The 26,766-nt window shown below is 71.1% G+C and carries 23 protein-coding genes and 1 tRNA gene; 18 read left to right on the forward strand and 6 right to left on the reverse strand.

Annotated elements, in window-relative coordinates:
- Positions 1-227: 227 nt before the first annotated feature.
- From ABEG17_RS10625 to ABEG17_RS10660, 8 genes are all read left to right on the forward strand, one after another.
- Entirely contained in the window at positions 228-710 is a 483-nt protein-coding gene (locus tag ABEG17_RS10625) for a hypothetical protein (protein ID WP_406829447.1), read from the forward strand.
- Positions 711-779: 69 nt separating this feature from the next.
- Positions 780-1,955: a hypothetical protein gene (locus ABEG17_RS10630; RefSeq protein WP_406829448.1), complete on the forward strand. Its 1,176-nt coding sequence runs from the start codon at positions 780-782 to the stop codon at positions 1,953-1,955.
- 11 nt (positions 1,956-1,966) lie between these two features.
- Positions 1,967-2,494 (forward strand): hypothetical protein, encoded by a 528-nt coding sequence (locus tag ABEG17_RS10635; RefSeq protein WP_406829449.1) that lies wholly within the window; start codon positions 1,967-1,969, stop codon positions 2,492-2,494.
- Positions 2,495-2,505: 11 nt separating this feature from the next.
- Positions 2,506-4,128 carry a chitobiase/beta-hexosaminidase C-terminal domain-containing protein gene (locus ABEG17_RS10640; RefSeq protein WP_406829450.1) on the forward strand — a complete coding sequence of 541 codons (1,623 nt, stop codon included), beginning with the start codon at positions 2,506-2,508 and terminating at the stop codon, positions 4,126-4,128.
- A gap of 96 nt (positions 4,129-4,224) precedes the next feature.
- Positions 4,225-4,842, forward strand: coding sequence for a dTMP kinase (gene tmk / locus ABEG17_RS10645; protein WP_406829451.1), 618 nt, complete (start codon positions 4,225-4,227; stop codon positions 4,840-4,842).
- Positions 4,839-5,978, forward strand: coding sequence for a DNA polymerase III subunit delta' (locus tag ABEG17_RS10650; RefSeq protein WP_406829452.1), 1,140 nt, complete (start codon positions 4,839-4,841; stop codon positions 5,976-5,978). The genes tmk and ABEG17_RS10650 overlap by 4 nt, the downstream gene beginning before the upstream one ends.
- 84 nt (positions 5,979-6,062) lie before the next feature.
- Complete coding sequence (locus tag ABEG17_RS10655; RefSeq protein WP_406829453.1) at positions 6,063-7,616, forward strand: alpha/beta hydrolase; 1,554 nt, start codon at positions 6,063-6,065, stop codon at positions 7,614-7,616.
- A 78-nt stretch (positions 7,617-7,694) separates the two neighbouring features.
- A tRNA-Thr gene (locus ABEG17_RS10660) sits at positions 7,695-7,771 on the forward strand.
- A 159-nt stretch (positions 7,772-7,930) separates the two neighbouring features.
- Here ABEG17_RS10660 and ABEG17_RS10665 read toward each other — a convergent pair.
- Both ABEG17_RS10665 and ABEG17_RS10670 read right to left on the reverse strand, forming a co-directional pair.
- Entirely contained in the window at positions 7,931-8,272 is a 342-nt protein-coding gene (locus ABEG17_RS10665; protein ID WP_406829454.1) for a hypothetical protein, read from the reverse strand.
- Positions 8,265-8,999 (reverse strand): helix-turn-helix domain-containing protein, encoded by a 735-nt coding sequence (locus ABEG17_RS10670; protein WP_406829455.1) that lies wholly within the window; start codon positions 8,997-8,999, stop codon positions 8,265-8,267. Before ABEG17_RS10670 ends, ABEG17_RS10665 begins: the two co-directional genes overlap by 8 nt.
- Before the next feature lie 126 nt (positions 9,000-9,125).
- Here ABEG17_RS10670 and ABEG17_RS10675 point away from each other — a divergent pair, with 126 nt between their 5' ends.
- From ABEG17_RS10675 to ABEG17_RS10685, 3 genes are all read left to right on the forward strand, one after another.
- Positions 9,126-9,533, forward strand: coding sequence for a cytidine deaminase family protein (locus tag ABEG17_RS10675; protein WP_406829456.1), 408 nt, complete (start codon positions 9,126-9,128; stop codon positions 9,531-9,533).
- A 183-nt stretch (positions 9,534-9,716) separates the two neighbouring features.
- The gene (locus ABEG17_RS10680; protein ID WP_406829457.1) at positions 9,717-10,337 is read left to right on the forward strand and encodes a LysE family transporter; all 621 of its coding nucleotides are present in this window, start codon (positions 9,717-9,719) and stop codon (positions 10,335-10,337) included.
- Between the two features lie 50 nt (positions 10,338-10,387).
- The gene (locus ABEG17_RS10685; RefSeq protein ID WP_406829458.1) at positions 10,388-11,032 is read left to right on the forward strand and encodes a GNAT family N-acetyltransferase; all 645 of its coding nucleotides are present in this window, start codon (positions 10,388-10,390) and stop codon (positions 11,030-11,032) included.
- 67 nt (positions 11,033-11,099) lie between these two features.
- Here the strand turns inward: ABEG17_RS10685 and ABEG17_RS10690 are convergent, their stop codons facing one another.
- Positions 11,100-11,858 (reverse strand): hypothetical protein, encoded by a 759-nt coding sequence (locus tag ABEG17_RS10690; protein WP_406829459.1) that lies wholly within the window; start codon positions 11,856-11,858, stop codon positions 11,100-11,102.
- A gap of 117 nt (positions 11,859-11,975) precedes the next feature.
- Positions 11,976-13,748, reverse strand: coding sequence for an ATP-binding protein (locus ABEG17_RS10695; protein WP_406829460.1), 1,773 nt, complete (start codon positions 13,746-13,748; stop codon positions 11,976-11,978).
- Positions 13,749-14,311: 563 nt separating this feature from the next.
- On the opposite strand from ABEG17_RS10695, the gene ABEG17_RS10700 reads away from it, so the two are divergent.
- The 5 genes from ABEG17_RS10700 (at position 14,312) to ABEG17_RS10720 (ending at position 21,156) form a co-directional block, all read left to right on the forward strand.
- Positions 14,312-17,704, forward strand: a complete 3,393-nt coding sequence (locus ABEG17_RS10700) for a sensor histidine kinase (protein WP_406829461.1) — start codon at positions 14,312-14,314, stop codon at positions 17,702-17,704.
- Positions 17,705-17,708: 4 nt separating this feature from the next.
- On the forward strand, positions 17,709-18,110 hold the full coding sequence (locus ABEG17_RS10705; protein WP_344193310.1) for a roadblock/LC7 domain-containing protein: 402 nt from the start codon (positions 17,709-17,711) through the stop codon (positions 18,108-18,110).
- Between the two features lie 4 nt (positions 18,111-18,114).
- Positions 18,115-18,486: a DUF742 domain-containing protein gene (locus tag ABEG17_RS10710; protein WP_406829462.1), complete on the forward strand. Its 372-nt coding sequence runs from the start codon at positions 18,115-18,117 to the stop codon at positions 18,484-18,486.
- A complete protein-coding gene (locus ABEG17_RS10715; RefSeq protein ID WP_406829463.1) occupies positions 18,467-19,054 on the forward strand; it encodes a GTP-binding protein in 588 nt (195 codons plus the stop codon). The genes ABEG17_RS10710 and ABEG17_RS10715 overlap by 20 nt, the downstream gene beginning before the upstream one ends.
- 149 nt (positions 19,055-19,203) lie before the next feature.
- Entirely contained in the window at positions 19,204-21,156 is a 1,953-nt protein-coding gene (locus ABEG17_RS10720; protein ID WP_406829464.1) for a prolyl oligopeptidase family serine peptidase, read from the forward strand.
- Positions 21,157-21,168: 12 nt separating this feature from the next.
- Here ABEG17_RS10720 and ABEG17_RS10725 read toward each other — a convergent pair whose 3' ends face one another.
- Entirely contained in the window at positions 21,169-22,641 is a 1,473-nt protein-coding gene (locus ABEG17_RS10725; RefSeq protein WP_406829465.1) for an LLM class flavin-dependent oxidoreductase, read from the reverse strand.
- Between the two features lie 77 nt (positions 22,642-22,718).
- Between ABEG17_RS10725 and ABEG17_RS10730 the strand changes: the two genes are divergently transcribed.
- Positions 22,719-24,239, forward strand: a complete 1,521-nt coding sequence (locus tag ABEG17_RS10730; protein WP_406829466.1) for a glycoside hydrolase family 32 protein — start codon at positions 22,719-22,721, stop codon at positions 24,237-24,239.
- Here ABEG17_RS10730 and ABEG17_RS10735 read toward each other — a convergent pair.
- Positions 24,230-25,081, reverse strand: a complete 852-nt coding sequence (locus tag ABEG17_RS10735) for an alpha/beta fold hydrolase (RefSeq protein WP_406829467.1) — start codon at positions 25,079-25,081, stop codon at positions 24,230-24,232. The genes ABEG17_RS10730 and ABEG17_RS10735 overlap by 10 nt on opposite strands.
- An 87-nt stretch (positions 25,082-25,168) precedes the next feature.
- Here ABEG17_RS10735 and ABEG17_RS10740 point away from each other — a divergent pair, with 87 nt between their 5' ends.
- Positions 25,169-26,497 (forward strand): nitrate/nitrite transporter, encoded by a 1,329-nt coding sequence (locus tag ABEG17_RS10740; protein WP_406829468.1) that lies wholly within the window; start codon positions 25,169-25,171, stop codon positions 26,495-26,497.
- Positions 26,498-26,766 lie beyond the last annotated feature (269 nt).

The following is a 26,766-nucleotide window of genomic DNA, read 5'->3' on the forward strand; positions in this document are numbered from 1 at the left end:
CCTTCATCACCGCAGGTGAGAGGCGTGTCCGTCATCCGGTGTACTGCACAAGGGTGACGGTTTCTACGTCGCAGATGATCTTTCGTCGTCGAACGGCTGGGGTGCGCGCCATGTCCTCGTTGCGGCGATCCGTCTGACCGGATCCTGAGCCGCGATCGGTCCGACGAGCTCTCGCCGCGATCGGATCGCCAACTCACATCGGCACACGTCAGACAAGGACACACACCATGGCTCACCTCAATCGTCGTCAGAAGATCGCCGCCAGCGCCACCGCCTTGGTTCTCATCGGCTCCGGCTCCGCGGCCTTCGCCTACTGGAGCACCTCGGGCACCGGCACCGGCGCCGGCTCCACCACGGCAGGTGTCGCCGATCAGCTGCTCATCACCGGTGACGTCGCCAACGCGCTGTTCCCCGGCCAGGCCGCCCAGAACTTCACGGTGACCGTAAAGAACACTGCGGACCAGAGCTCGTACGTCACTGGCCTCAAGGCATCGGTCACCACGGACAAGGGCCCCGACTGCGACGGCTCGAACTTCTCGATCAACGGCTCGGCCAGCGCGGCCCTGCCTGTGGCCCTTACCTGGACCGCGCAGGACCTGGCCAAGACCGCCCAGGACACCTCCATCAACACGATTCAGTTCGTCGACAAGCCCACTAACCAGGACCTGTGCAAGGGCGCTGTCGTCACGCTGCACTACACCGCCAACTGAGCCTGGCTCCCGCCTGACCCTCGTCTGAACCCTCGCCGGTGAGCCGGCCGACCCGCAACGGAGCACACCATGAGCACTCGAGTCATCACCAGGGCGACCGCCCTGCTGGCTCTGGGTGCTCTGGTCGCGCTCATGCTGGTCGGCCGGCTGCCGGGTACGGGGAACGACGGGGCGCACAGGCTGGGCAACGGCCTCGGGCGCGCCACGAACGTGGCCGCCAAGGTCAAGGACTACACGGTCACCTCCCAGCCGCTGAGCGTCTCGGTGCAGCGGGGGCAGTCAGCGACGTTCGCGCTCGCCATCACGCCGGCCTCCGGGTTCACCGGCGACGTGGCCCTGACGGCGAGCGGGCTGCCCACCGGCTCGACCGCCACGTTCACGCCCGCCACCGTGAACGTCACGACCGCGAACGCCGTGGGCTCGACCCTCGTCGTCACGACGTCGGGCTCCACGCCGCTGGGCAGCGACGGCTTCACGGTCACCGGCACCAACGCCTCCACCAAGAGGACCCTCGACCTCACGGTCGTCGTGTCCACCCCGCCGCCCGCGATCGCGGTGTCGATCACCCCGGCCTCCATCAGCCTCGCCCCCGGGTCCACCGCCACGTATGCCGTGGACGTCACCCGGGTCAACGGCTACACGGGGGCCATCACCCTCACTCCGACCGGCACGCTGCCCAAGGGTGTCCAGGTCGCGCTGTCGCCGACCAGCATCCCCGCGGGGATGTCCTCCGGGACTGCGACCCTCCAGGTGTCGACCTCGGCGAGCACGCCCGACGGCAGCACCACCCTGGGGGTGTCGGCGTCCGGGTCCGGAGTGGGCTCGTCGAGCTCGACGGCCACGCTCGTCATCGACTCCAAGCTGAGCTCCAAGCCGTTCTCCCTCGCGGGCACCGTCGTCGGATCGCTCTACCCGGGTGCGCCGGCTCGACCTGTGGACCTGAGTGTTCTGAACCCCAACAACCAGCCGATCAAGATCACCAACCTCGGGGTGACCATCAGCTCGGTCGTGCGCGGCACGACAGTCGTGAGCGGTTGCAGCGCAGCCGATTTCGCGGTCCGGCAGTATGCAGGCTCCTACCCGCTCACCGTGCCGGCGAACTCGCCGACCACCAAGCTCACGAGCCTCGGGGTGCCGACGTCGGCGCTGCCGACCGTCACCTTCGTGAACACCGCCCGCAGCCAGGACGCCTGCCGCAACGTGACGATCCAGCTCGCCTACACGGGATCGGCGACGAACCAATGATCGCGCACCACATGCCTCCCGCTCCCGGCCCCCGGCACCCTCGCCGGCGCGCTGACGCCGGCCGGCGCGCGGCCCGGGCGCTGGTCGCGGTCGCCACGACCCTCGCGCTCAGCGCGACCGTCGGCGGCGCTGCCTTCGCCGTCTGGTCCTCGACGGGGACCGGTTCGGGGACGGCCACGACCGGCATCGTGGTGGCCCTGACCACCAACTCAGTGGCGGCGCCGATCTCTGGCGCCTACCCCGGCGGCCCGGCCGTGGACCTGAACCTCGTGGTCTCCAACCCCAACCCGGTGCCGGTCCGCATCACCGCAGTCAGCCTCGACGGGTCGCGGTCGGTGCTGGTCAACGGCGCCTCGGGCACGTGCACCGCGCCGCCCGTCGCAGTGTCGGCGACCGGGCGGTCGATCACGCTGGCTGCCAACGCCTCCAACGTCTCCATCACCGTCCCGGGCGCCATGACCTTCGGCACCACCATGGCCTCGGGCTGCCAGGGCGCCACCTTCACCGTGCCCGTCGTCCTCACCGGACAGACGTCATGACAGGACACCGGATGAGCCGCACGTCCCGCCGGACCGGACTCGGCGGGCTCGTCGCCGCCCTCATGCTGCTCGGCCTCGCCGTCCCGGCCTGGGCCTACTTCTCGGTCTCCTCCTGGGCGGCCACCGCCGCAGGACGCGCCGCCACGCTCGGAACCCCGGGTGTCGCCACCTCCGGCGTGACCGCGTCGACGGTCACGTTCACCGTGTCGGCCCCGACCGGTGGACCGACCCCGACCGGCTACCGCGTGGCCCGGACCGCGCCGGCCACGGTCGCCACCGTGTGCACCGTCAGCGGTGCCAACGGCACGTGCACCGACACCGCCCCGGTGTCCGGACAGACCAACACCTATGCCGTGTATGCAGTCCTGTCCGGGACCAGCTGGGAGTCCCCGACGGCTGCGACCACCTCCGTGGCCGTCCCGAGCGCCGACACCACCGCGCCCGTCACGACCGCTTCGCAGTCCCCGGCCCCCAACGGTGCCGGCTGGAACACCGGCAACGTCGTCGTCACCCTGACCGCCACGGACGCGAGCGGGGTGGCCGGTACCTGGTACACCACGGACGGCAGCGCCCCGACGACCTCGTCGACCAGCTACACGGGGGCCTTCACGCTCAGCGCCGGCGCGACCGTCCGCTACTTCTCCCGGGACGCGATCGGCAACACCGAGACCCCCAAGAGCTTCGTCGTCCAGATCGACAACACGTTCCCCACGGCAGCAGTGACGTCCCCGGTCGCCTCGTCGGTCAACGGCGGCTCGTTCTCCGTCGGGGGAACCGCGTCCGACACGGGTTCGGGTCTCGCGGCGCTGCAGGTGCAGTACCAGGCTCCCGGGGCGAGCACCTGGTCGCCGGTCGGCGCGCCCACCGCGAGCGGGGGCAGCTGGTCCACGGCGTGGGCCACCGCCGGACTGCCCGACGGGAACTACGGTCTCCGGGTCCTCGCCACCGACGTCGCGGGCAACCAGACCACGAGCGCGACGGTCACGATCGCCCTGAAGAACACGTTCACCGTCACGGCGCCCGCCTCCGCGACGGCGGGGACCCCGTTCACCGTGACCCTTCAGACCTACCCGCGGTACACCGGAACGATGACGGTCTCGGTCACCGGGCTGCAGTCCAGCCCGAACGGGACCCCAGCCACGGTTCCGACTACGGCGTCCTTCATGAACGGCAGCGCCACCCTCTCCATGACGGCAGTCCGTCCGGGATCGCAGACAGTTGTCGTGACCACCACGGGTTCACCCTTCACCAACGCGAGTGCGACAGCATCGAACCCGACGGTGGTCGCGGCGTCGAACACCGTGTCAACCTTGACCTGGACCTCCCCCTCGGGCGGAAAGACGAACACCTGCACCGCGGCGTCCTGCACCATTGCGCTCGGCCCGGGTGTCGGCAACGGCACTGCCAACGCGACCATCACGGCATACGACCTCTACGGCAACATCGCCGCTTCGTCAGCGACGGTGACGGTGACAGCGACCAACAACAACGCGGGCGGCTCAACGTCGACCGCCACGTACGTCCTCAGTGCCGGGACGGCGGCGTGGACCTTCAGCGAACCTAGCCCCGTCGACAAGAAGTTCGTGATCTCCCTCGGCACGATCCAGTCGATCCCACTGTTCGTCACGCGCTAGCCCTCGAAGACCAGGCACAGGTGCACCGACGTCAACTTCGGTGCGCCCGTGCCTGCTGAGTCACCCACTGTCCGCCGGACCGCCTAGGCTCACCGCGTGACCGACGGACTCTTCATCGCCTTCGAGGGCGGCGACGGCGCAGGCAAGTCGACCCAGGTGTCGCTCCTGCGTGAGGCGCTCGAGGCTGCCGGTCGCACGGTGACGGTCACGCGGCAGCCGGGCGGCACGGACCTTGGCCGCCAGATCCGTGACCTGGTGCTCCACGGCGCCCACGTCGCCCCGCGGGCCGAGGCCCTGCTCTTCGCCGCAGACAAGGCGCACCACGTCGACCAGCTGATCCGCCCGGCGCTCGCCCGGGGTGAGGTCGTGCTCACCGACCGCTACACCGACTCCTCCGTCGCCTACCAGGGTGCGGGCCGCGACCTGGGGGCCCAGGAGATCCACGACCTCAACATGTGGGCGGTGGACGGCCTCGTCCCCGACCTGACCGTGGTGGTCGACGTGTCCGCCGCCGAGGGGCGTCGGCGTCGCGGCGACGTGCACGACCGCCTCGAGGCGGAGGCCGACGCGTTCCACGAGGCGATCCGGGCGCACTTCCTCGCCATGGCGCAGGGCAACCCCCAGCGCTACCTCGTCGTCGACGGGACCCGGGCGCCCGACGAGATCCACGCGGCCGTGGTCGGGCGCCTGCGCACCGACGGGGTGCTCCCATGAGCGTCTGGCGCGACGTCATCGGTCAGGACTCCGCGGTGGCCACGCTCCAGCGGGCGGTCGCCGAGCCGGGGGCCATGACGCATGCCTGGCTGCTGACCGGGCCGCCCGGATCGGGTCGTTCGGTCGCTGCCCGGGCGTTCGCCGGTGCCCTCGAGTGCCCGCAGAACGGGTGTGGCGAGTGCCGTGAGTGCCGCACCGCGGTCGACGGCACCCACGCCGATGTCGACCTCGTCGCCACGGAGGGGCTGTCGATCAAGGTCGAGCAGGCCCGCGAGCTGGCTGCCATGTCGGCGCTGCGCCCGTCGGTCGGGCCGTGGCGCGTCATCATCATCGAAGATGCCGACCGCCTCACCGAGCGCGCCGCCGATGCCCTGCTCAAGGCGATCGAGGAGCCGGTCGCCCGCACCGTCTGGATCCTGTGCGCGCCGTCGCTGGAGGACGTCGTCATCACCATCCGGTCGCGCTCGCGCCACGTGCGCCTGCGCACCCCTCCCGTCGAGGCCGTGGCCGAGCTCCTGCACCGACGCGACGGCATCGAGATGCCGATGGCCCTGTATGCCGCGCGAGCGGCCCAGAGCCACGTCGGCCTCGCCCGCCGGTTGGCCCGCGACGAGGGCGCCCGGATCCGTCGCCGCGACGTGGTCGCCCTCGCGGGCAGGATCCACGGGGTGGGTGACGCCGTGGGTGCTGCGGCCGACCTCATGTCCATCGCGGACGAGGAGTCGACGGCGGCCGCGACCGAGCGCGACGTGGCCGAGCGCCAGCGACTGATGGAGATGCTCGGCGCCGACCCGACGGCCCGCACCCAGCCGCCGCACATCCGCAGCCAGATCTCGTCCCTGGAGAAGGAGCAGAAGGCCCGGGCGACCCGGCACTCACGTGACGTCCTCGACCGCTCGCTCGTCGACCTGCTGTCGGTCTACCGCGACGCCCTCGTCGTGCACAGTGGAGCTGGGCTCGGCCTGGTCAACCAGGACAGCATCCGCGAGGTGCAGGCCCTGGCCCGGTCGATGAGCCCCGAGCAGCTGCTGGGTGCGATGGATGCCATCGGCACGGCCCGCGAGCGCATCGGCCTCAACGTGGCGCCGCTCCTGGCGCTCGAGGCGATGGCGATCACGCTGCGCGTCCCCCGCTGAGGCAGGCGCGCGTCCTCCGTTCGGGCGAGCACCGGGCTCCTGCTCGTGGCGCGTCTCCCAGCACGGCGGGATACCGTGCCGCCCATGACTTCTCGCGCACGGCTGCTGGTGGCCGCGATCGCTGTCATGGCGGTCAGCCTCTCCGGGTGCTCGCTCCTCGGGGGGAGCGGCTCCGACGCCACGCCGACCACGTCCTCGACCGCAGCCGCCAAGGCGCCGGCAGGTTCGGAGGCCCTCGCCTCCTTCTACGGGCAGCACCTGGCCTGGGCGAAGTGCCAGGTCGGCGAGTGCGCCAAGCTCAGGGTGCCGCTCGACTACGCGAAGCCGGCCGGCGACCAGATCCAGATCTCGGTGCTGCGGATGAAGGCGACCAGCCCTGGGGACCGGATCGGTTCGCTCGTGGTCAACCCCGGCGGTCCCGGCGGATCGGGCGTCGACTATGCGAGGGCTGCCGACTTCATCGTGGGGAAGCCGGTCCGCGAGCGGTTCGACATCGTGGGGTTCGACCCGCGGGGCGTCCAGCGCTCGCAGCCGGTCGACTGCCTGCCGGACGCGCAGATGGACGCGTTCCTCGGGCAGGACCCGACGCCGGACGACAGTGCCGAGGAGCAGGCGTTCGCGGCGTCCGGCAAGCAGTTCGCCCAGGGCTGCCAGCAGCGCACCGGTGCCCTGCTCAGCCACCTGTCGACCGTGGACGCAGCCAAGGACATGGACATCCTGCGCTCGGCGCTCGGCGACGAGAAGCTCAACTACCTCGGCAAGTCCTACGGCACCTACCTCGGTGCCACCTACGCCGGACTCTTCCCGAAGCTCGTCGGCAGGTTCGTCCTCGACGGGGTGCTTCCCCCTGACCTCACGTCCGCCGAGGTGTCCAAGGGCCAGGCCGAGGGGTTCGAACGAGCGACCAGGGCGTATGCCGCGAGCTGTGTCGACAACGGCGACTGCCCGCTCGGGAACTCGGTGGACGAGGTGATGTCCGGCATGCGCAACCTGCTCACCAGGCTCGACCGGCAGCCGGTGCCCATGCAGGACGGCACGCTCAAGCAGCTCACCGAGGGTTGGGCCGCGACCGGGATCGCCGAGGCGATGTACGACCAGGGCTCGTGGGGCAAGCTCACCGACGCCCTGTCGGCGGTGGTGCGCCAGAACGACGGCACCGAGCTGATGAAGCTGGCCGACCAGTACGCCCAGCGCAACCAGAACGGCGCCTACGCCGGCAACCTGCTCGAGGCGTTCTACGCCATCAGCTGCCTGGACAACCCCGACAGCTCCGACCCTGCGGTCTACGCGCAGCGCGCCAAGGACAACGCGACGGTCGCACCGACCTGGGGCCCGTTCCTCGCCTGGGGGTCGCTGGTCTGCGGCCAGTGGCCCGTCAAGGCGGCGGAGAAGGGGGTCGGCCCGCACAAGATCAGTGCCGCAGGCAGCGGCCCGATCGTCGTGGTCGGCACCACCCGCGACCCGGCCACCCCGTACGAGTGGTCGGTGCGGCTGCGCGACCAGCTGTCGAACGCGAGCCTGCTGACCTTCAATGGCGACGGCCACACCGCCTACGCGCGGTCGAACCGCTGCATCGACAACGCCATCAACGACTACTACACCGACGGCAAGGTCCCGAAGGACGGCACCAAGTGCTGACCTGACGGCTGTTCGCGGGCCCGGTTCGGAGATTGCCGGGGTCATCCGTATACTCATCGTCCGTGCCTTCGGGCGCCCGCCGCCTTAGCTCAGTCGGCCAGAGCGATTCACTCGTAATGAATAGGTCATCGGTTCGATTCCGATAGGCGGCTCCACAGCAAAACCCCAGGTCAGGCCCCCTCGACACCAGTCGCGGGGGCCTTTCCCGTGTCCCCCCGAACGGTCATGTGCCCCCATGAGGCCGTGGTGGCGATCTCGTGCCCAACCAGCTCAAGGCAACCCGGCCACGCCGGCGTGGACATGGCGCTCTCCGGCTACCTGTCCAGCTTCGCGGCGCGCTCCAGTCTGACGAGGGCCTCGGCGGCGTTCTCCAAAGACATCGCGGCACTGTCGTCGCGGCACGCGAGGAGCATCTTGCGCAGCCGGTTCGGTCCTTTCTCGACAGGTCTTCCTCCCGGAAGTCGCGAGCCGACCACCGCGTCAGCGTCGTTGGTCGGGCGCGTCGGCGAGACCCCACGCTCGGCGCAGTGCAGGTGCACCAGCTGACCGCCGATCAAGGCCCAGTTGGAGCTGATGCGCTGGTACAGCTCCATCAGCGCGTGCCAGGACTGTCTCTGCGCCACGTTCATGACCGGCAGCTCGACGGGCTCAGGCATGGTCGGCTCCATCCAGCTGCGCGCGCAGGCGAGCCACAGCGCGGACTGCCTCGTTCTTCTCGCGGACGCCGTCGTGCTCGGCCAGGTCAGCCGCGAGGGCGAGCGGGGAGCGTGCAGCGTCGTCGAGGGCCAGGTGGTTCGCCCACGAAGGGACCACGTGCATGATGACGTTGGCGCGCCAGTGGTCAGCCGGCGAGAGCAGATGGTGCTCGATCAAGTCATCGACGTCGACGCGCGCCACGTAGCCTTCGGCGACAGAGCCTCCGGACAGGTTTGACGCAGGCAAGGAGACCCCGGAGAGGTGGACGCGTGCGTCTTCGCAAATGTCCGGCAGGTCTCGCGGCGCCGCGACGAACAGGACGCGCTCAGCTCGGTTGCGCAAGGCGTTCATGAGGAGCGCGACGGCTTCGTCGAGGTCGTCGGAGGACGCTTCGGCGAGCAGTTTCCGCAGTCGCGAGCGGGCTCGTGACCTCGCTGAGGGGCTCAGTCTTGAAGCCTCCTTGTCGCCCGCGGCGACCGCTAACAGGTCCCACGCGGACTTGGCCGAAAAGGGGCGACCTGGCCCGGCGTGGTGCTCGATGCGACGCAGGTCGCTCAGCTGGACGACCCACTGATGCCCCACCTTCTGCGCGGGCAGAGAGCCTTCCCGGATGCGCTGATGCACGCGTTGGGGGTGGACGCCAAGTGCCTTGGCGGCTTCTGCCACGCTGAGCTGCCCCCCCGACATGATTCCACCTTCCCCAGTCTTCTTAGAGGTTTACGACAATCGTATAAGGAATTATAGGTTTCCTGCAATGCAGTCCGCATCAGTGTCGGGATGCGCCACCTGTTACCGGATGCCACGGTGGGCCGCATGGAGACGACTGACGCGGACCTGATCAAGCGCGCCGCCGAGGCGCTGAACCCGCAGCAGCTGGCCGACGGGAGCTGGGTGGCGGACGTCGGGGCGGCGGTCGAGGCCGGCGACGGGACGGTGCACACGGGCGCCAGCGTGGGAGGCTACCTGTCGGTTTGCGCCGAGCAGTCCGCCCTCAGCCAGATGGTCAGCCGCACCGGACCGGTGCTGCGTCGGGTCGTCGCCGTGTGGGCGGACCCCGACGGCGGCGCACTCCACGTGCTCCCACCATGTGGCCGGTGCCGCGAGTTCCTGAGGGTGCTCCGCCAGGAGAACCTCGACGCGATCGTGGTCCTCGGGCCCGACCACCGGACGACCTTGCGCGAGCTGCTGCCGGTCCACGGCTGGCACGCGGAACAGGTCTGAGGACGTTACTCGTCCTGGATGGTGCCGACTCCCGGCGGCACGCCGACAGGCGGGCGGGGAGACAGGGGCTGCAGACCGCATCTCCGCCTGAGCCCTTGCGTCGCGGCCCGTGGTCACCCTCACCGGTGACCACGGGCCGTCGCCGTCTGCGGGCCCGGGTCGGGCCGAACTACACTCGCCGCCGTGTCGTGGTCGCTCTGGTTCACCCTGCTCGGGGCCACGCTCCTGATCTCCCTGACACCCGGCGCCGGGGCGATCAACACGATGGCGAACTCGATCGGCTCGGGCTGGGCGCGCTCCATCTGGGGCATCATCGGGCAGCAGCTCGCGCTCCTCGTGCACATCGCGATCGTGGCGGCCGGGGTCGGCGTGCTCGTGGCCGAGTCGCCGTTGCTGTTCAACGTCATCCGGTATGTCGGCGCGGCCTACCTCGTGCTCCTCGGGGTCCGCCAGCTGAGGTCGACCCCGACGGCCCACGAGGAGCAGGGCCCGGCCTCGTCGAGGTCCCGGTGGGCGATGCTGCGGCAGGGCCTGCTGGTCAACCTGACCAACCCGAAGGCGGTGGTCTTCTTCCTCGCCTTCACCCCGCAGTTCATCCGACCGCAGCGTCCGCTGCCGCCGCAGTACGCGGTGCTGGGCGCCACGGTGGTGGTGGTGGACGTCTTGGTCATGTGGTTCGTGTTCGCCTTCGCGGCACGGTGGCTGCGCCGACTGACCAGCAGCCGAGAGGGGCAACGGCGGCTCAACCGGGTGTTCGGTGGCTTGTTCGTCGGCGTCGGCCTCCTGCTGGCCGCCGTCCACTGAGGGACGAAAAGGACGAGACCCCGGCGAGCGACGTCCGCGAGGATGGGGTCATGCTGCGCGACCACTGGCCGATCTTCGGCCTGACCATCAGTCCCCAGCCGGGCCTGGAGCTGCGACTGCCGCTCGAGGAGGAGATCGCCGAGCTGGCTGCCGTGGCCGGGCGCGGGGTGCACCGACCGGGGGAGCGCCCGTTCCTCACGCCGTGGACGGAAGGGAGCGCCGACGAGCGCGCGAAGTACGTCCTGCAGGGGCACTGGGAGCGACTGGCGGAGTGGACGACCGACGACTGGCGCCTGGGGCTCGGAGTCTTCGAGCAGGGACGGCCCCTGGGGGTCGTCAACCTGCGAGCCACGGACTTCCGTGTCGTGCGCGAGGTCTCCACCTCGTCCTGGCTCGGCCTCGAGCACCAGGGGCGCGGGCTGGGCACCGCCGCCAGGACGGGCGTGCTGGCGCTGGCCTTCGACCACCTGGGTGCCGAGTCGGCACGGACCGAGGTCTTCCCGGACAACCATGCCTCCCAGGGGGTCTCACGACGGATCGGTTACGAACCGGACGGGATCTCGCGGGATGCGCGAGACGGCCAGGTGCTCGTCTCCGACCGGTTGCGGCTCACGCGGGAGCGCTGGCAGGGACGCCCCCGCCCGGCTGTCGAGGTGTCGGGCCTCGACGCCTGCCGCTCCATGTTCGGTCTCTGACCCACGAGGAAGCTCAGGCGGAGCCCGGCCCCGAAGGGGAGCCGGGCTCCGTCGCATGGACGTGAGGTCAGACCGTGCGGTATGCCGTGGTGCTGGCGATGCCGTCGCTGGCGGTGCCGTTGCTGGTCGTTCCGTTGCTCTCCGTGCCGGTGCCACCGGTGCTGCCCGTGCCGGGCGCACCCGGGCCGTCGCCGTCGGGGCCGTGTCCGTCGGGGCCGTGCCCACCGGGACCGCCCGTGTTCACCGTGATGGTCTTGAGGTCCTTGCTGACCTGGACCATGACCTGGCTGCCGGCCTTGGTGCCGAACACGTCGTACGAGCCGTCGGCGTCCTTGCGGACCGAGGTGACGGTGACCGCGGAGTCCTTGGCCTTCACGGCGGCGGTGACCGTGGTGAGCTCGGTTCCGGTGACGGCGGTGTGGGTGCCCCCGCCGGGGCCGCCGTCGTGGCCTCCGCCGGTCCGGGCGGTGATGGTCTTGAGGTCCTTGCTGGCCTCGAACATGACGGGGGCGCCGGCCTTGGTGCCCATCACGTCATACGAACCGTCGGCGTCCTTGCGCACTGCGGTGACGGTGACGGCGGAGTCCTTGGCCTTGACCGCCGCGGTCACCTTCGCGAGCTCGGTCCCGGTGACCGGGGTGTGTACGCCGCCGGGACCGCCGCCGGGGCGGCCCTCGCCGGACTGCTGGCCGTAGCCGAACGCGTATCCCGTCACGGCCGACGGTGACGTGTTGGTCGAGGCGCCGGCCAGGGAGGCGACGGTGACGACGATGCCGGTGGCTGCAACGATCCCAGCGGCTGCAGTGATGATGGTCTTGTTGGGCACGGTGATTCCCCTCGGGTGCGGTGCCAGGCCGGTCGGCGAGGCTCTCACCACACGGTCGAGCCGGGGCCTGTGGTGGGCCTGTGCCCGAACTGGCCGGCCGCTACGAGTGGCCGGCCGCTACGAGTGGTCGGGGGTGTCGGCGCGGGGGAGCAGGACCGTGAAGCTCGTGCCCTTGCCCAGCTCGGAGTCCACCGAGATCGTGCCGTTGTGCCGGGCCACGATGCGCTGCACGATGCTCAACCCGAGCCCGGTGCCGGGCACCTCCAGCGCATCGGGGTTGGTGCCGCGGAAGAACTCGGTGAACAGGGACTGCAGGTCGGTGCGCGAGATGCCCAGGCCCTGGTCCGACACCACGAGCTCGACCTTGTCGCCCACGGGGCGCAGCGTGACGGTGACGACGCCCCCGTCGGTGGTGTACTTCACGGCGTTGCTCATGAGGTTCTCGATGAGCCGGGCGAGCTCGTTGCCACTGCCCCAGGCGGTCGGGGGGTTGGCCGGGGCGACGACCTCGATGGCGACGTCCTCCTGGGTGGCGCGCGGCAGGAACATGTCTGCGGCGTCCCGGACGAGCTCGGAGATGTCGACGCGCTCGCGGACCAGCGGTCGGTCGGGGTCGCTGACCTTCGACAGCGTGAGCAGGTCGTCGACCAGGCTCTGCAGGCGGTGGGTGTTGCGCGCCATCACCTTCAGCGACCACGTGGCGTCGTCGGTCGGGTTCTCCTTGAGCAGCTCGACGTGGCCCACGATCGAGGCCAGCGGGTTCTTGAGCTCGTGGTGCACGGTGGAGAACAACGTGGTCTTCGCCCGGTCGGCCCGTCGCAGCTCGGAGGTCATCCGCCGCTCGAGCTCGAAGAGCCGGGCGTTGACGATGGACCGGCCGACGTCGCGGCCGATCTCCAGGGCGGCGAACCGCTCGGCGTCGCTCCACGGCGGGGCGTCCTCGGCACGGGTGAGGACCATGTGACCCAGGCACTCGGTGCCGGCGCCGATGGGGGCCAGGAGCAGCGACCCCGCGCCGGTCGTCGAGAGGAAGCGCAGGATCTCGGCAGCCTCCTCGTCGCTGAGCACGCCAGCGGGGTGGACCATGCCGTTGCGGACCACGGCCGAGGCCTGGTCCGCCCAGGAGCGTTCGCCGATGCGCTTGGCCAGCTCCACCATCCGGGGTGGGGTCCGGGGCGATCCCTGCGCGGAGTATGCAGCGGTGTGGTCCTTCGGGGCCCCGTCCTCGTTGGAGAACGCGCGGACCCACAGGCCCATGCAGTTCAGCCCGGTGCGGATCGGGTCGACGATGGCCTCGACCACCTTGGACGGCTCGAGCACTCCCTGCGAGATCCGGGCGACGCTCTGGGCGGTGGCGGCCAGTCGCACCTGCTCGGCGAGGGTCTGCCGCTGGCGGAAGGAGTTGATGGCGATGCCGGCCTGGTTGGCGAACACCTCGAGCACACCCTGCTGGACCTGGGTCGGGCGCTTGGCCGACAGCGGCAGGTCGACCGAGATCATCCCGAGCATCTCGCCGGTCGGGTCGTAGAAGGGGGCGAGCAGGGTGTCCTCGGGATCCCACGCGTCCGGGTCACCGATCACCTGCTCGTCCCACTCGGGAGCGATCCACCCGGTCTGTGCCGTGGTGGGGAGGTCGGCCGCGGGGATGAACCGCAGCGAACCCCAGTGCTCGGCGACGGCGAACTCGGCCTCGAGGCTCTCGCGCGGAGTGCGCCGACCGATGAGCTGGGCGGTCGCGTCAGGGTGTCCACCCACGGCGACGATCTCCATGTCGCCGTTGGAGCGCAGCAGGCTTATCGCTGCGACCTGGAAGCCGACGACGTCAGCTGCGCCCTCGACCACGAGGTCGAGCAGCTCTTGCAGGCTCTCCAAGCCGCTTGCCTGGTTCATCAGCTGAGAGAGCCGGCGCAGTGCCTGCACCTCAGCTGACGAAACAGTCGATTCCATATCGATTCCCATGGTGGACCTCGCCCCCTGACGATGACGTGCCAAACCGTATCCAGTGGGCGTCGTGAATGCCTCGGTAACGGCCGGCAACGCGTCCCTGTGACCTGACCTCTCCGACGTTCGTGCCTTTCTTTCGTGGACGGGTTGAGACGGGGCACCACTCGTGCTTGCCTCGATGTTCACGGCGGCTGGGGCGGGGAGCCGAAGGTGAGCCGCAGCGACCTGGAAGCCAACCGGAATCGAACCGGAGACGGACCGGCCCGGCTCGCTCGTGACACGCCTAGTCCATTCGGCCAGACGTACGGAGGCCAAACGTCCCAAGACGCCCTCCTTACCCGTGTCGCGCCCGCACTCGCGGCCATATGTTGCCGTTCGCCCAAGTTTTCGTAGATGAGGAAGGTGGCTCAGTGTCCAGACTGCAGTCGGTGGCTGGCCGTGTACCGCAAGGCTGGTCCTTCGGGCACTGGCCACTGCGCCGGAAGCTTGCCGCAGCTGTCGTGCTACCCGTGATCCTTGCCTTCGTCTTCGGTGGGTTGCGCGTCAAGAACGACTTCGACTCGGCCCAGCAGCTCTCGCGTGCGGCCGACACCGTCCTCGTGATCCGCCCCGTCATCGACTACAACCTGGCGGTGCAGCACCTCGCAGCCGCCGGCAGCGTGGGCGGCAGCGGCGTCATCTCGGCGATCACCCAGTACGAGTCCGCCGCAGCCGACCTCCGGATCGCCCTGAAGACCCCGGGCATCCCCGAGAACGTCAAGCGCAACGCACAGAGCGCGCTGAACCTCGGCCAGGCCGTCCGCAACGCCAAGACGCAGAGCGGGTTCTCCGACGTCGTCATCGACCGCTCCGGCAACATCGCGACCCTGCTGTCCACCGCGGTCTCCGACCTCGGGCTCTCGGACGACTCGGCCTCGGCCAAGCTGGTCGTCGGCCTCCAGGACACCATCGCCGCCCAGCGCGCGATGACCGGCCAGCAGCTCAACCTCGCCAACGTCGACGACGGAGCTGCCGCGCTGCGTGCCATCGGCCAGGTCGGCGCCGAGACCGCGGCCCTGACCCGACTGCAGTCCGAGACCGGCGGCGACACCAGCGCGGTCCGCCAGCTGCTGAACGACAACGGGCGCCGCGCCTACACGCTCCAGCAGGCAGCACCCGAGAAGGAGCAGCTCACCGCCCTGGGCTCGGTGATCGAGACCAGCAACGCCGGGTACTCCAAGCTCCTGGACGCCCAGCTCGTCTCCCTCGAGTCGACCCTGCGCCAGCGGGCCTCGGACTTCCGTGGCACCGCGATCCTCAACGCCGTGATCGTGGCGGTGGCCTTGCTGGCCGCCCTGGCCTTCGTGCTCGCGCTGCTGCGCTCACTGCTCGTCCCGATCCGCGCCGTGCGCCAGGGCGCCCTCGACGTCGCCCAGAAGCGGCTGCCCGAGGCCGTCGCTGCCATGCGTGACGGCACCGAGCCGCCCGTGTTCGTCCCGATCCCCGTGCACACCCGCGAGGAGATGGGTCAGCTCGCCCGCGCCGTGGACGACCTGCACAGCCAGGCCCTCACCCTCGCCGGCGATCAGGCACGGCTCCGCGTCCAGGTCGGGCACATGTTCGAGACGCTGTCGCGTCGCAGCACCTCGCTGATCGACCAGCAGCTGTCCCTCATCGAGCGTCTCGAGAGCGACGAGGAGGACCCGAAGCGGCTGCAGAGCCTGTTCCGCCTCGACCACCTCGCAGCCCGTATGCGCCGCAACAGCGACTCGTTGCTCGTCCTCGCCGGCACCTCGACCCGTCGTGGCTTCTCCGGTGCGGTCTCCGTCTCCGACGCCGTGCGCGCCGCGGTCTCCGAGGTCGAGAACTATGAGCGCATAGACATCGGTGACACGTCCAACGACCAGGTCCTCGGTGCGGTCGGTTCCGACCTCATCCACCTGGTCGCCGAGATCGTCGACAACGCCCTGGCGTACTCCCCGCCCACGACCCGCGTGGACATCCGTGGAGCTCGCACGCCCGATGGCGGCCTCCTCGTCGAGGTGAGCGACCGTGGCCTCGGTATGCCGCCCAAGGAGCTGGCAGCGCTGAACGACCGGCTCGCGCACGGTGGCGACATCACCGCGGACACCGCCCGCCGCATGGGCCTGTTCGTGGTCGGCAGCCTGGCCAAGCGGCACGGCATCGCCATCCGCCTGCGCCGCAACGGTGCCGACAAGCCCGGCATCACCGTGTCCGTCCACCTGCCGGCTGGCCTGCTGGCCGACACCGCCGGTCGCGCCGAGCGCCCCGCGCGGCCCGCGGCCAAGGCCACGGCCACGCCGAGCGCTGCTCCGGCCCTGCCGACCGCACCGGTGGCTCCCGCCGTCGGTGGCACGACCAAGGCAGGTCTGCCGACCCGGGTGCGCGGTGCCAGCGGCGCCCCCAGCCCGGTCGTCGACGCCGCCAAGAAGGTGCTGCCCACCCGCACTCCCGGTGCGCACGGCCCGTCCTCGGCGAACGCCATCCCGGCGGTACCGGTCAAGCCCGTCATCGAGGGCGCCGCGGCCGCCGAGGCCAAGGCCGGCTCGAACGGTCACGGCACCAACGGCCACGCGGCCAACGGCGCCAAGGCCGTCGAGGCCGAGGCGGCGAAGGCCGCTGACACCAAGGCCGCTGACGCCGCCAAGGCTGCCGAGGCTGCTGACGCCGCCAAGGTCGCTGAGGTCGCGAAGGCTGCCCAGGCCGCCAAGGCCGCTGAAGAGGCGAAGGCTGCCGAGGCCGCCAAGGTCGCGAAGGCCGCCGAGGACGCCAAGGCTGCCGAGGACGCCAAGGCTGCCGAGGACGCCAAGGTCGCGACGGCCGCCGAGGCTGCTGCACCCGCTGCCGACGTCACCCGCTCTGCCTCCGGCCTGCCGATGCGCAAGCCGCGGGCCACCGGCATCACCGAGGCCACCGAGTTCGCCGAGACGCCGGCCACGGCCGACGACGCCGACAGGTCCGGCGACAAGGGCAAGGGCAGCCGCCTCACCAGCTGGCTCCCGAGCCGCAAGGCTGCGGAGGCTGCTCGCATCGAGGCGCAGGAGGCCGAGGACCACCGGATGCCCTCCAACCTCTCCGCCTGGCTCGAGCACCGCGCAGCGGTCACCGAAGCACGCGAGAAGGCGGAGCGCGGCGAGTCGGACACGGTGTCCGAGCCGGCGACGACCGACGCCGTTGCCGCGACGCCCGAGACCACCGACCTGACGGTCCCGGACGCCTGGGTGGCCGAGGTCGGCGAGGTTGCCGACGAGGCCAGCGCCCAGCTCGACACCGAGCCGCCCGCCGACCGCCGTGGGGACCTGCCGGTCGCCGACACCACGGAGCCGGTCCTGCCGACGCGGGTGCCCGGTGCCAGCGGTTCCACCACCCCGGTGGCCGCCGACCCCGAGCCCTCCGACGGACGCCCCGCACTGCGGGCGCACAACACGTCGTTCTTCGGTGCGCGCAAGGCGCGCGCGGTGTCCGACGTCGAGCCCGGGGCCGACCAGCACGAGGTCGCCGAGACCACCGTCGCCCAGGCGCCGGCCGTGGAGGCCCCCGCCGCCGAGGTGAGCAACGCGGCATACCCCATCACCCAGGACGAGCATGTCGAGGAGCAGATTGACGTGCAGGCTGACCCCCAGGCCGCGCCCAGCGCACCCGTCGGGGAGAACACCCCGATCTTCCGCTCGATGATGTCCACCTCGGGCCTCCCGATGCGGCGTCCCGGCACCACCATGACCCCCACCACCGACTCCGGCGAGACCGACGCCCCGGCCGAGGGGGCCGTCGCACCCGCGACGTCCCGCCGCGACCCCGAGGCCGTTCGCCGCAGCCTGACCCGCCACAAGAACGGTGTGAGCGCCGCGCGCACCGAGGCACAAGACGGAACCCACCGAGAGGAAGCCGATGTTCACCACTGACGCCATGGCCCAGCCCAAGGGCGAGTACGACTGGCTCGTGGCCAAGTTCGCGACCGAGACCCCTGGCGTTTCGCACGCCATCCTGGTCTCTGCCGACGGACTGCCCATGGCCTCCAGCGAGCAGCTGCCCGAGGACCGCGCCGAGCAGATGGCGGCGGTGGCCTCCGGTATGGCGAGCCTCGCCTCCGGTGCGGCCCGGCTCTTCCAGGGTGGCACGGTCCTTCAGTCCGTGATCGAGATGGAGCTCGGCTTCCTGCTGCTCATGAGTGTCGGCGATGGTTCGCACCTCGCCGCCCTCACGAGCACGGACTCGGACATCGGTCAGGTTGGCTACGAGATGGCGGTGCTGGTGGACCGCGTCGGCAAGATGATCGACGCGGCTGCCCGGGCGCCGATGTCAGGCTGAGGCCATGGCGCCCGACGCACGCGAGGAGTCGTCCGGACCGAGGCTGGTCCGGCCCTACGCGCTGACGTCCGGTCGCACCGAGTCCGTGGTGGACCTGCCCATCGAAGCCACGCTCGAGGTGCAGCCCTCTGGACGCAGCGCGACCTGGCCCGAAGGACACATGTCCGGCCGCATCATCGAGCTCTGCAGTTCCTCCCAGTCGGTGGCCGAGGTGTCCGCCAAGCTGCACGTCCCCCTCGGGGTCGCGCGGGTGCTCATCGGAGACCTCATCTCCGCCGGTCACCTCAAGACCCGCAAGACCATCTCCGAAAACACGACCTCCGACGAACGACGTGAGCTCATCGAAAGGACACTCAGTGGACTACGCGCCCTCTAGCCGCAACAGCGCCTCGACCAAGATCGTCGTGGCCGGCGGCTTCGGCGTCGGCAAGACCACCTTCGTGGGTGCCGTCTCCGAGATCGACCCGCTGCGCACCGAGGCCCTGGTCACCCAGGAGTCTGCGGGCCAGGACGACATCTCCAAGGTGCAGCAGAAGCACACCACCACGGTGGCGATGGACTTCGGCCGCATCACGCTCGCCCAGAACCTCGTGCTCTACCTGTTCGGCACGCCCGGACAGCGGCGCTTCTGGTTCATGTGGGACGACCTGGTCAAGGGCGCCATCGGGGCCGTGGTCCTGGTCGACACCCGCCGCCTGGACGACAGCTTCGCCGCCGTCGACTACTTCGAGGCAAAGGGGCTGCCGTTCATCGTGGCCCTGAACCAGTTCGACGGGTCCGGCGAGTTCGGCCCCGACGAGATCCGGGAGGCCCTGGCCATCTCGGACCACATCCCCGTGATCACGGTGGACGCGCGTGACCGCGAGTCGGCCAAGCACGCCCTCGTGCGGATCACCGAGTTCGCGCTGACGCAGCTCAGCCGCGTGCCGGCGACCGCTGTCTGAGGCAGGACCACCGACGCGCCCCGGCGCGGCACCGCAGGAGCCCGACGACCCCTCAGGGGGCGTCGGGCTCCTGCGGTTCGGAGGAGGGTTTCGGTGGGGGGGTTCGCTGTTCCCGGTCGGTGGAAGGGTTCGGTGGCACACTGCCCGACATGACGCCGTCCACGAGCAGCCCGACGACCGCACCATACGGCGCCTGGGCCTCCCCGTTGGGGGCTGCGAGCCTCGCCGGCGAACGCGTGGTCCTGGACCAGCCGTCCATCGACGCCGGGCACGTCTACTGGCTTGAGGGCCGCGGGACCGAGGGCGGGCGCGTGGTCCTCGTCCGCGACGGGGTCGACCTGACGCCCGCCCCGTGGAACGTGCGTTCCCGGGCCCACGAGTACGGCGGCGGTGCCTACACGGTCGCCGGTGGTGTGGTCGCGTTCGTCGACTTCACGGACCAGCGGGTGCGTGTCCTGCAGCCGGACGGCCCGGGGCCCGACCAGGGGGAGCCGCGCGCGATCACCCCCGAGAGCGACGGGCGGTTGCGCTGGGCCGACCTGCGGCTCGACCTCGCGCGTCGACAGCTGGTGTGCGTCCGGGAGGACCACCGCGGGGGAGGGGAGGCCGTGAGCACCGTGGTACGGCTGGACCTCGACACGGACAACGCCGACGGTGGCACGGTCCTGGTGCAGGGCCCGGACTTCGTCGCCGCGCCACGGCTCAGCGCCGATGGCTCGCGGCTGGCGTGGCTGCAGTGGAACCACCCCAACATGCCGTGGGACTCGACGGAGCTGTGGACCGCGTCGGTCACCGACGACGGTACCGAGGGCGCGCACCGGGTCGCCGGTGGCGAAGGAGTCGCGGTGACCGAGCCGCGCTGGACCACCGACGGGGCCCTGCTCCACCTGTCCGACGAGACCGGGTGGGCCAACCTCAGGGCGGTGCAGACCGACGGGCGCGTGACCGTCCTGACCGATGCTCGGCACGAGCTGGGTTGGCCCCAATGGGTCTTCGACCGACCATCCTTCGGATCAGCATCGGACGGGACCATCGTGTGCAGCTGGTTCGAGGCAGGGCGCGGTCGCCTCGGGACGGTCGCTGCCGCCGGAGCCCTGGTCCCCTTCGACCTCGACGGCGTGGCCTGGGACCACGTCCGGGTGGAGGGCCGCACCGTGGTGGCTCTGGTCGACCGCGTCGACCGTCCGCGGTCGGTCGTGACGGTGGACCTCGACAGCGGGGCCTGCAACGTCGTGCGCGAGGAGTCCGCGGTGCAGCTGCCCGACGGGATGCTGTCCGAGCCCGAGACCGTCTCGTGGACCAACACCGCGGGCCAGACCGTGCACGGCATCTACCACCCGCCGGCGAACGCTGGGTACCGGGCTCCCGATGGTGAGCTGCCGCCCCTGGTGGTGCGGCTGCACGGGGGCCCGACGTCCATGACCGTCCCGTCGTTCAGCCTCGACACCACCTACTGGACGAGCCGCGGCCTGGCCGTGCTCGACGTCAACTACGGGGGCAGCACCGGTCACGGACGGGCCTACCGGGAACGGTTGCAGGGCCAGTGGGGCGTCGTCGACGTGGACGACTGCGCGACCGGGGCCAGGGCCATGGCCGACCAGGGGCGTGCCGATGCGCGGCGCCTCGCCATCCGCGGCGGCAGCGCCGGCGGGTTCACCACGTTGGCGGCCCTCACGGGCACCGACGTCTTCGCCGTGGGCGCGAGCTACTTCGGCCTCGGCGACCTCGAGGCCTTCGTGCGCGAGACCCACAAGTTCGAGTCGCGCTACCTCGACGGACTCGTCGCCCCCTACCCCGAGGGCCGGGACGTCTACCTCCAGCGCTCGCCGCTGCACCACCTCGAGAAGCTGAGCGCACCGATGATCCTGCTCCAGGGACTCGACGACCGGGTGGTGCCGCCGAACCAGGCGACGGCGATGGCCGACGCGGTGCGCGCGAAGGGACTCCCGGTCGCGCACCTGGAGTTCGCCGGTGAGGGGCACGGCTTCCGCAGTGCCAACACGATCGTCCGGGCCCGGGAGGCCGAGGCCTACTTCTACGCCCGGATCTTCGGCTACGAGCTCGCCGACACCGTGGAGCCCGTGGACATCGACAACCTGTAGGCGCAGGGGGACTCACCCGTCGGCGAGGATGGCCGCAACACGTTCGAGGTCGGCGGCACCGTCCAGGTCGGGCAGGGCGAGGAACACCGTCGCGACGCCCTCCTGCGCGAGCTCGCGGTAGCGCCGTGCGTGCACGGCTGCCTCGCCCGCGTGGTGGCGTCGTGCGAAGGTAGCCGCCGCGGACCGGCCCCGGAGGCGTTCGACCCGCTGCCAGGTGTCGTCGCGGTCATGTCCGAGGACCGGCACGTCGAGCACCGTGACCGCGACCTCGGCGGGGTCGCGGCCGGCGTCGTCGCAGTGCTGGCGAAGCACCGAGACCTTGTGCCGCAACGTCTCCAGTTCGCTCGGCAGGTTGCAGGCATCACCTTGTCGGGCGGCGATGCGCAGGGTGCGCACCTCCCCGGACCCACCGACGACGACCTGTGGTCGCCCCAGCGGTCGCGGGTATGCCGTGGTCTCGGGCAGGCTCACGCGCTCACCGTCATGGGGCTTGGTCCCGGCGCCCCACAGGGCACGCATCGTCTCGATGGACGACTCGAGCAGGTCGAGGCGCTCGGCAGCTCCGGGGAACGGCTGGCCGAAGGCCAGGTGCTCGCGCTCCCACCACCCGGCCCCGACCCCCACGAAGGCGCGGCCCCCCGACAGCACGTCGAGCGTCGCGACGGCCTTGGCCGTCACCCCCGCCGGGCGGAAGGTCACGGGGGAGACGAGCGTCCCCAGTCGCAGGTCGGTGTCGAGACCGGCCAGCAACCCCAGGGTCACCCAGGGCTCGGGAATCGGCTCCCAGGCGCGGTCCACCTGGGGGATCTGGATGAGGTGGTCCATCAGCGCGATGCCGCTGCACCCCGCCTCGGCTGCGGCGAGGGCGACCGAGCTCAACCACCCTGCGGGATTCGTGCCCCACGGGAAACGCGAGACCTGCAGGACGACCTCCGGCAGCCCGGTGTCGTGGACGCGCGCCGTGCCGGCTCGGGCCGTCGCGGCCGGCAGGAGCCTGGTGGTCCTGGCCCGGTCGCTCGGGTCCCGGTCGTCGACGAGCACGACGTCGTCCCAGCCCTCGGTGGCCACGGCAGCCGCGGCCACCGCTCTCGAGGCGAGCTGCCTGGCCAGGACGCGGCTCGGCACGCGGCGATCGCGCTGGGAGTTGCGCTCGCGGCATACGGCGTCAGGGGTCTCGAAAAGGACTGCGACACAAGGCATCCGGGCGCTGCGTCCCAGGGCGAGGTAGTGCTCGCGTCGCGTTGCGTCGAGGCCGAGGGTGTCCACCACCGTGGTGAGCCCACGGCGGAGTCTGGCCGCGACCACCTGGTCGAGCACCGCGAAGGCATCCGGCGACGCGTCGAGGTCGTGCTCACCGCTGCCGACCACGGCGCGCAGGGCATCGGACGACACCACCTCCTGGGGGCGGTAACGGGCCGCGGCCCAGGAGGACTTGCCCGCCCCGCTCGGTCCCACGAGCACGACGAGGGCAGGATCGGGCAGCATGAGGACCTCCTGCTCGTAGGCTAGCGCCGCCCGAGCCGGCCACAGGCCGAGTCGCCCGACCCCAGGACCGCCACCGTATGAGCAACCCTGAACCCTCGCCGAGCCTCGTCGCCCTTGCCGAGGCGGACCGCCACCGCCCGCGCTTCCACTTCGTCTCCCCGGCCGGCTGGCTCAACGACCCCAACGGTCTGACGCACCGGGAGGGGACCTACCACCTCTTCTACCAGTACAACCCGACGTCGGCGCTGCACAGCCGCATCCACTGGGGCCACGCCACCAGCAGCGACCTCGTGAGGTGGGTCGACCAACCGGTCGCGCTGATCCCCGGTGACGAGGGGCCGGACCGCGACGGCTGCTGGTCGGGCGCTCTCGTGGACGACGGCGGGACGCCCACCATCGTCTACTCGGGCCGCCATGGCGATCGCGAGATGCCTTGCGTGGCAACGGGGTCAGCAGATCTCAACACGTGGACCAAAGATCCGGGCAACCCGGTCATCGACGGCTACCCGGAGGGCCTCGAAGTCACCGCCTACCGTGACCACTGCGTCTGGCGCGAGGGCGGACGGTGGCGCCAGCTCGTCGGCTCCGGCATCGTCGGCAAGGGTGGCACGGCCCTGCTCTACGAGTCCACGGACCTGCGCAGCTGGGACTACGTCGGGCCCCTGGTGACGGGTGACGCCAGCACCGGAACCGTGGAGGCCGGCGACTGGACCGGGACGATGTGGGAGTGCGTCGACCTGTTCCGACCGCCGCCCGCTCAGGACAGAGATGCCGCCGAGGACGCGGATCCCGTTGACGTGCTGGTGTTCTCAGCCTGGGACGCGGGGGTCACGCACTACCCGCTCTACTGGACCGGGACCTACAGCGGTGATGCCTTCGTGCCCTGCGAGCTCCACCGCCTCGACTACGGCGGCAGGTACTTCTACGCGCCCCAGAGCTTCCGCGACTCCGCTGGTCGACGGCTGGTGTTCGGCTGGCTGCAGGAGGGTCGGACCGACGAGGCCATGGTCGCGGCGGGATGGTCGGGGGTCATGTCCCTGCCGCGCGTCATCACCCTCGGGGTGGACGGGGCGCTCGTCCAGGCCCCGGCGCCCGAGGTGGCCACGCTGCGCCGCGACGGGCAGGAGTGTGCCGCCCAGACACTCACCGCGGCGGCCGTCCCACTGGGGGAGGGGGACCAGCGTGATCTCGAGGTCACGGCCGTCCTCGCGCCGGGGTCGGCGATCGAGGTCGCGCTGGCGACGACCCCCGACGCTGAGGAGGTCACGGTGCTGCGCATCAGCAGGACCGGCGTGACCGAGGGGAGGGTCGAGCTGGACCGGTCGCGCTCCAGCCTCGACCCCACGGTGGACGCGACCCCGCGGTCGGGCCCGGTGCCGATCTCCTCGGACGGGGAGGTGGAGCTCAGGGTCCTCGTCGACCACTCCGCGCTCGAGGTCTTCGTCAACGGGCGGGCGCTCACGGCCCGGATCTACCCCACGCGCGAGGACGCCACGGGGGCGTCGGTGTCGGCCGTGACCGGGTCGGCCGAGCTGTGCCGTGCGACGACGTGGGCGATGCGCGACACCTGGGCCGGTCCGCGCCAGCTCTACCCCTGACGAGCCGCCTCGACGCGTTCCAGGACCGCAGCGGCGACCTCGCCGGGGTGCGTCTCGGGCAGCCAGTGCCCGGCGTCGAGCTCGACGAACCGGTAGTCCGCCCCCACCCACTGCGCGGTGCGCACCGCGGCGGCCCGGCCCAGTGCCGGGTCGCGACGGCCCCACAGGTAGGTCGTCGACACCGAGATCCGCGGCGGCTCCGCCCGAACGGGGCGCCGATGGGCCAGTGACGAGACCCGTGGGCGCAGCGCGCGGTACCAAGCCAGGCCACCACGGGCCGCGCCGGGCTCACGGAATCGCGCGACATACCTCGCCACGCCGTCCTCGGGCAGGCCGCTGCGGCGCAGCACGTCGGGGAGGCGTCGCCGCAGCACCGCCTCGGAGAGGAGGGGGAGCTGGAAGGCGAGCATGTACCAGCTCTTGCGCGCCTGGTCGCCGTGCCGCATCGCCCACGCCATCGCTCGGTGGTGCGGGGTGGAGAGGACGGTCAGGCTGAGCAGTCGGTCGGGGTGCCGCTCGGCGAACGCCCAGGCGACGGCTCCGCCCCAGTCGTGCCCGACGAGGTGGACCCGGTCCGCGCCGCTCGCGTCCACCAGGGCCAGCACGTCGGCGACGAGCTGGGACATCCGGTATGCCGCGGTGGCCCGCGGACGCGCGCGGGGCGAGTAGCCGCGCTGGTCAGGCGCGAGGACGCGCAGTCCTGCGGTCGAGAGGCGCTCGGCCACGTCCTGCCAGGCGGAGCGGTCCTGCGGCCAGCCGTGCAGCAGCACCACGACCTCCCCGTCGGCGGGGCCGGTGTCGGCGACGTCGAAGACCAGGCCGTCCCTGCGCAGCTGTTCCACCCCGCGAACCTACGCCCACGTGCTGCCCGAGCCGGGCTGGTCCCGGTCACTGGTCCGCCCGAAGGCGCGAGGACGGACTACGCGACAATGAGGCACGTGACCAAGCCCCCGCCCTCGTTCGAGCTCGGGGGTCGCCGGGCCTGGGTCGTGTACGCCGCATCGGTGTCGATCTACGTCCTGGCCGTCTTCCACCGGAGCTCGCTCGGCGTCGCCGGGCTGATCGCCACCGAACGGTTCCACATCGCCGCGACCCAGCTGTCGGTGTTCACCATGGTCCAGCTGCTGGTCTACGCCGCGATGCAGATCCCCGTCGGCGCCCTGCTCGACCGGTTCGGGTCCAAGCGCCTTCTGCTGTCCGGCGTGACGCTGATGACGTTGGCGCAGCTGGGATTCGCCTTCGCCGACACGTTCGCCGAGGGGATCGCGGCCCGCGTGTTCGTCGGCGTGGGTGACGCCATGATCTTCATCCCCCTGCTGCGCATCGTGGCGCTGTGGTTCCCGCCGATGCGCATACCGATGGTCACCCAGCTCACCGGCCTGCTCGGCCAGGTCGGTGCGCTCGTCGCAGCCACGCCGCTCGTCCACGCCCTGCACACCTACGGCTGGACGCCCTCCTACGCCACCGCCGGGCTGATGGGCGTCGTCCTGGGTCTCCTCGTCCTGGTGGTCGTGCGTGACTCCCCGAACCCCGACCACGAGCTCGACGACATCAAGGTCCGGGCCATCGCCCGCGCAGTGCGCGCCGCCTGGCGGACACCGGGGACCCGGCTGGGGCTGTGGTCGCACTTCTCCGCACAGTTCGGCGCGACCGTCTTCGCCCTGCTGTGGGGCTACCCGTTCCTCGTCGCGGGCCAGGGCCTGTCGCCGTCGACGGCCGGCACGCTGCTCATGCTCATGACGGTCACCACCGTCCTCACGAGCCCGGTCATCGGCGGCTTCGTCACGAAGTACCCCTTCTCCCGGTCGACGCTGATCCTCGGGATCGTGTTCGCGATCATGACGGTGTGGGCGGTCGTCCTGCTCTGGCCCGGTCGCGCCCCCCTGCCGGTGCTGGTGCTGCTCGTGGTCGTCACGGCGGTCGGCGGTCCGGGGTCGATGGTCGGCTTCGACCTGGCGCGGACCTTCAACCCGCCGACCCGGCTCGGCAGCGCCACGGGCATCGTCAACGTGGGTGGGTTCCTCGCCTCCCTGTCCACGGTGACCCTGATCGGCATCATCCTGGACCGCGTCGCACCGGGAGGGCCGAGCACCTACGACGTCGACTCGTTCCGCGCCGCCATGTCGGTGCAGTACCTCGTCTGGGGGCTCGGTGTCGCGCAGATCCTGCGGTACCGACGTCGGGTGCGCCGCGAGCTCAAGGCCAACGACCCGGCGGCCTACGACGCCCTGCGCGCCGGCCAGACCATCACGCCCTGACCTCCGGCCCCCACCCATCGCGCAGCCCTCTCGGAGCCGCTGCGACGCCGCTCCAGTGCTCTGTCGAAGCCGTTCTGGGGGCCCTTCGGCAGCCCTCTCGAGACCAGCCGAGAGTCGGGTTTGGGTGGTTTCCGGGGTCCTACGTACAGCCGATTGCCGACTCTCGGCGCGGTCAGATTGGCCCGCGCAGGGGCTCTCACCTGCACAAACGCCGATTTCGTGACCGATTCGTGACCGAAACTGGACATCTGATCGAAGCGTTGCCACTG

Source organism: Pedococcus sp. KACC 23699 (assembly GCF_045348425.1).
Classification (GTDB): domain Bacteria; phylum Actinomycetota; class Actinomycetes; order Actinomycetales; family Dermatophilaceae; genus Pedococcus.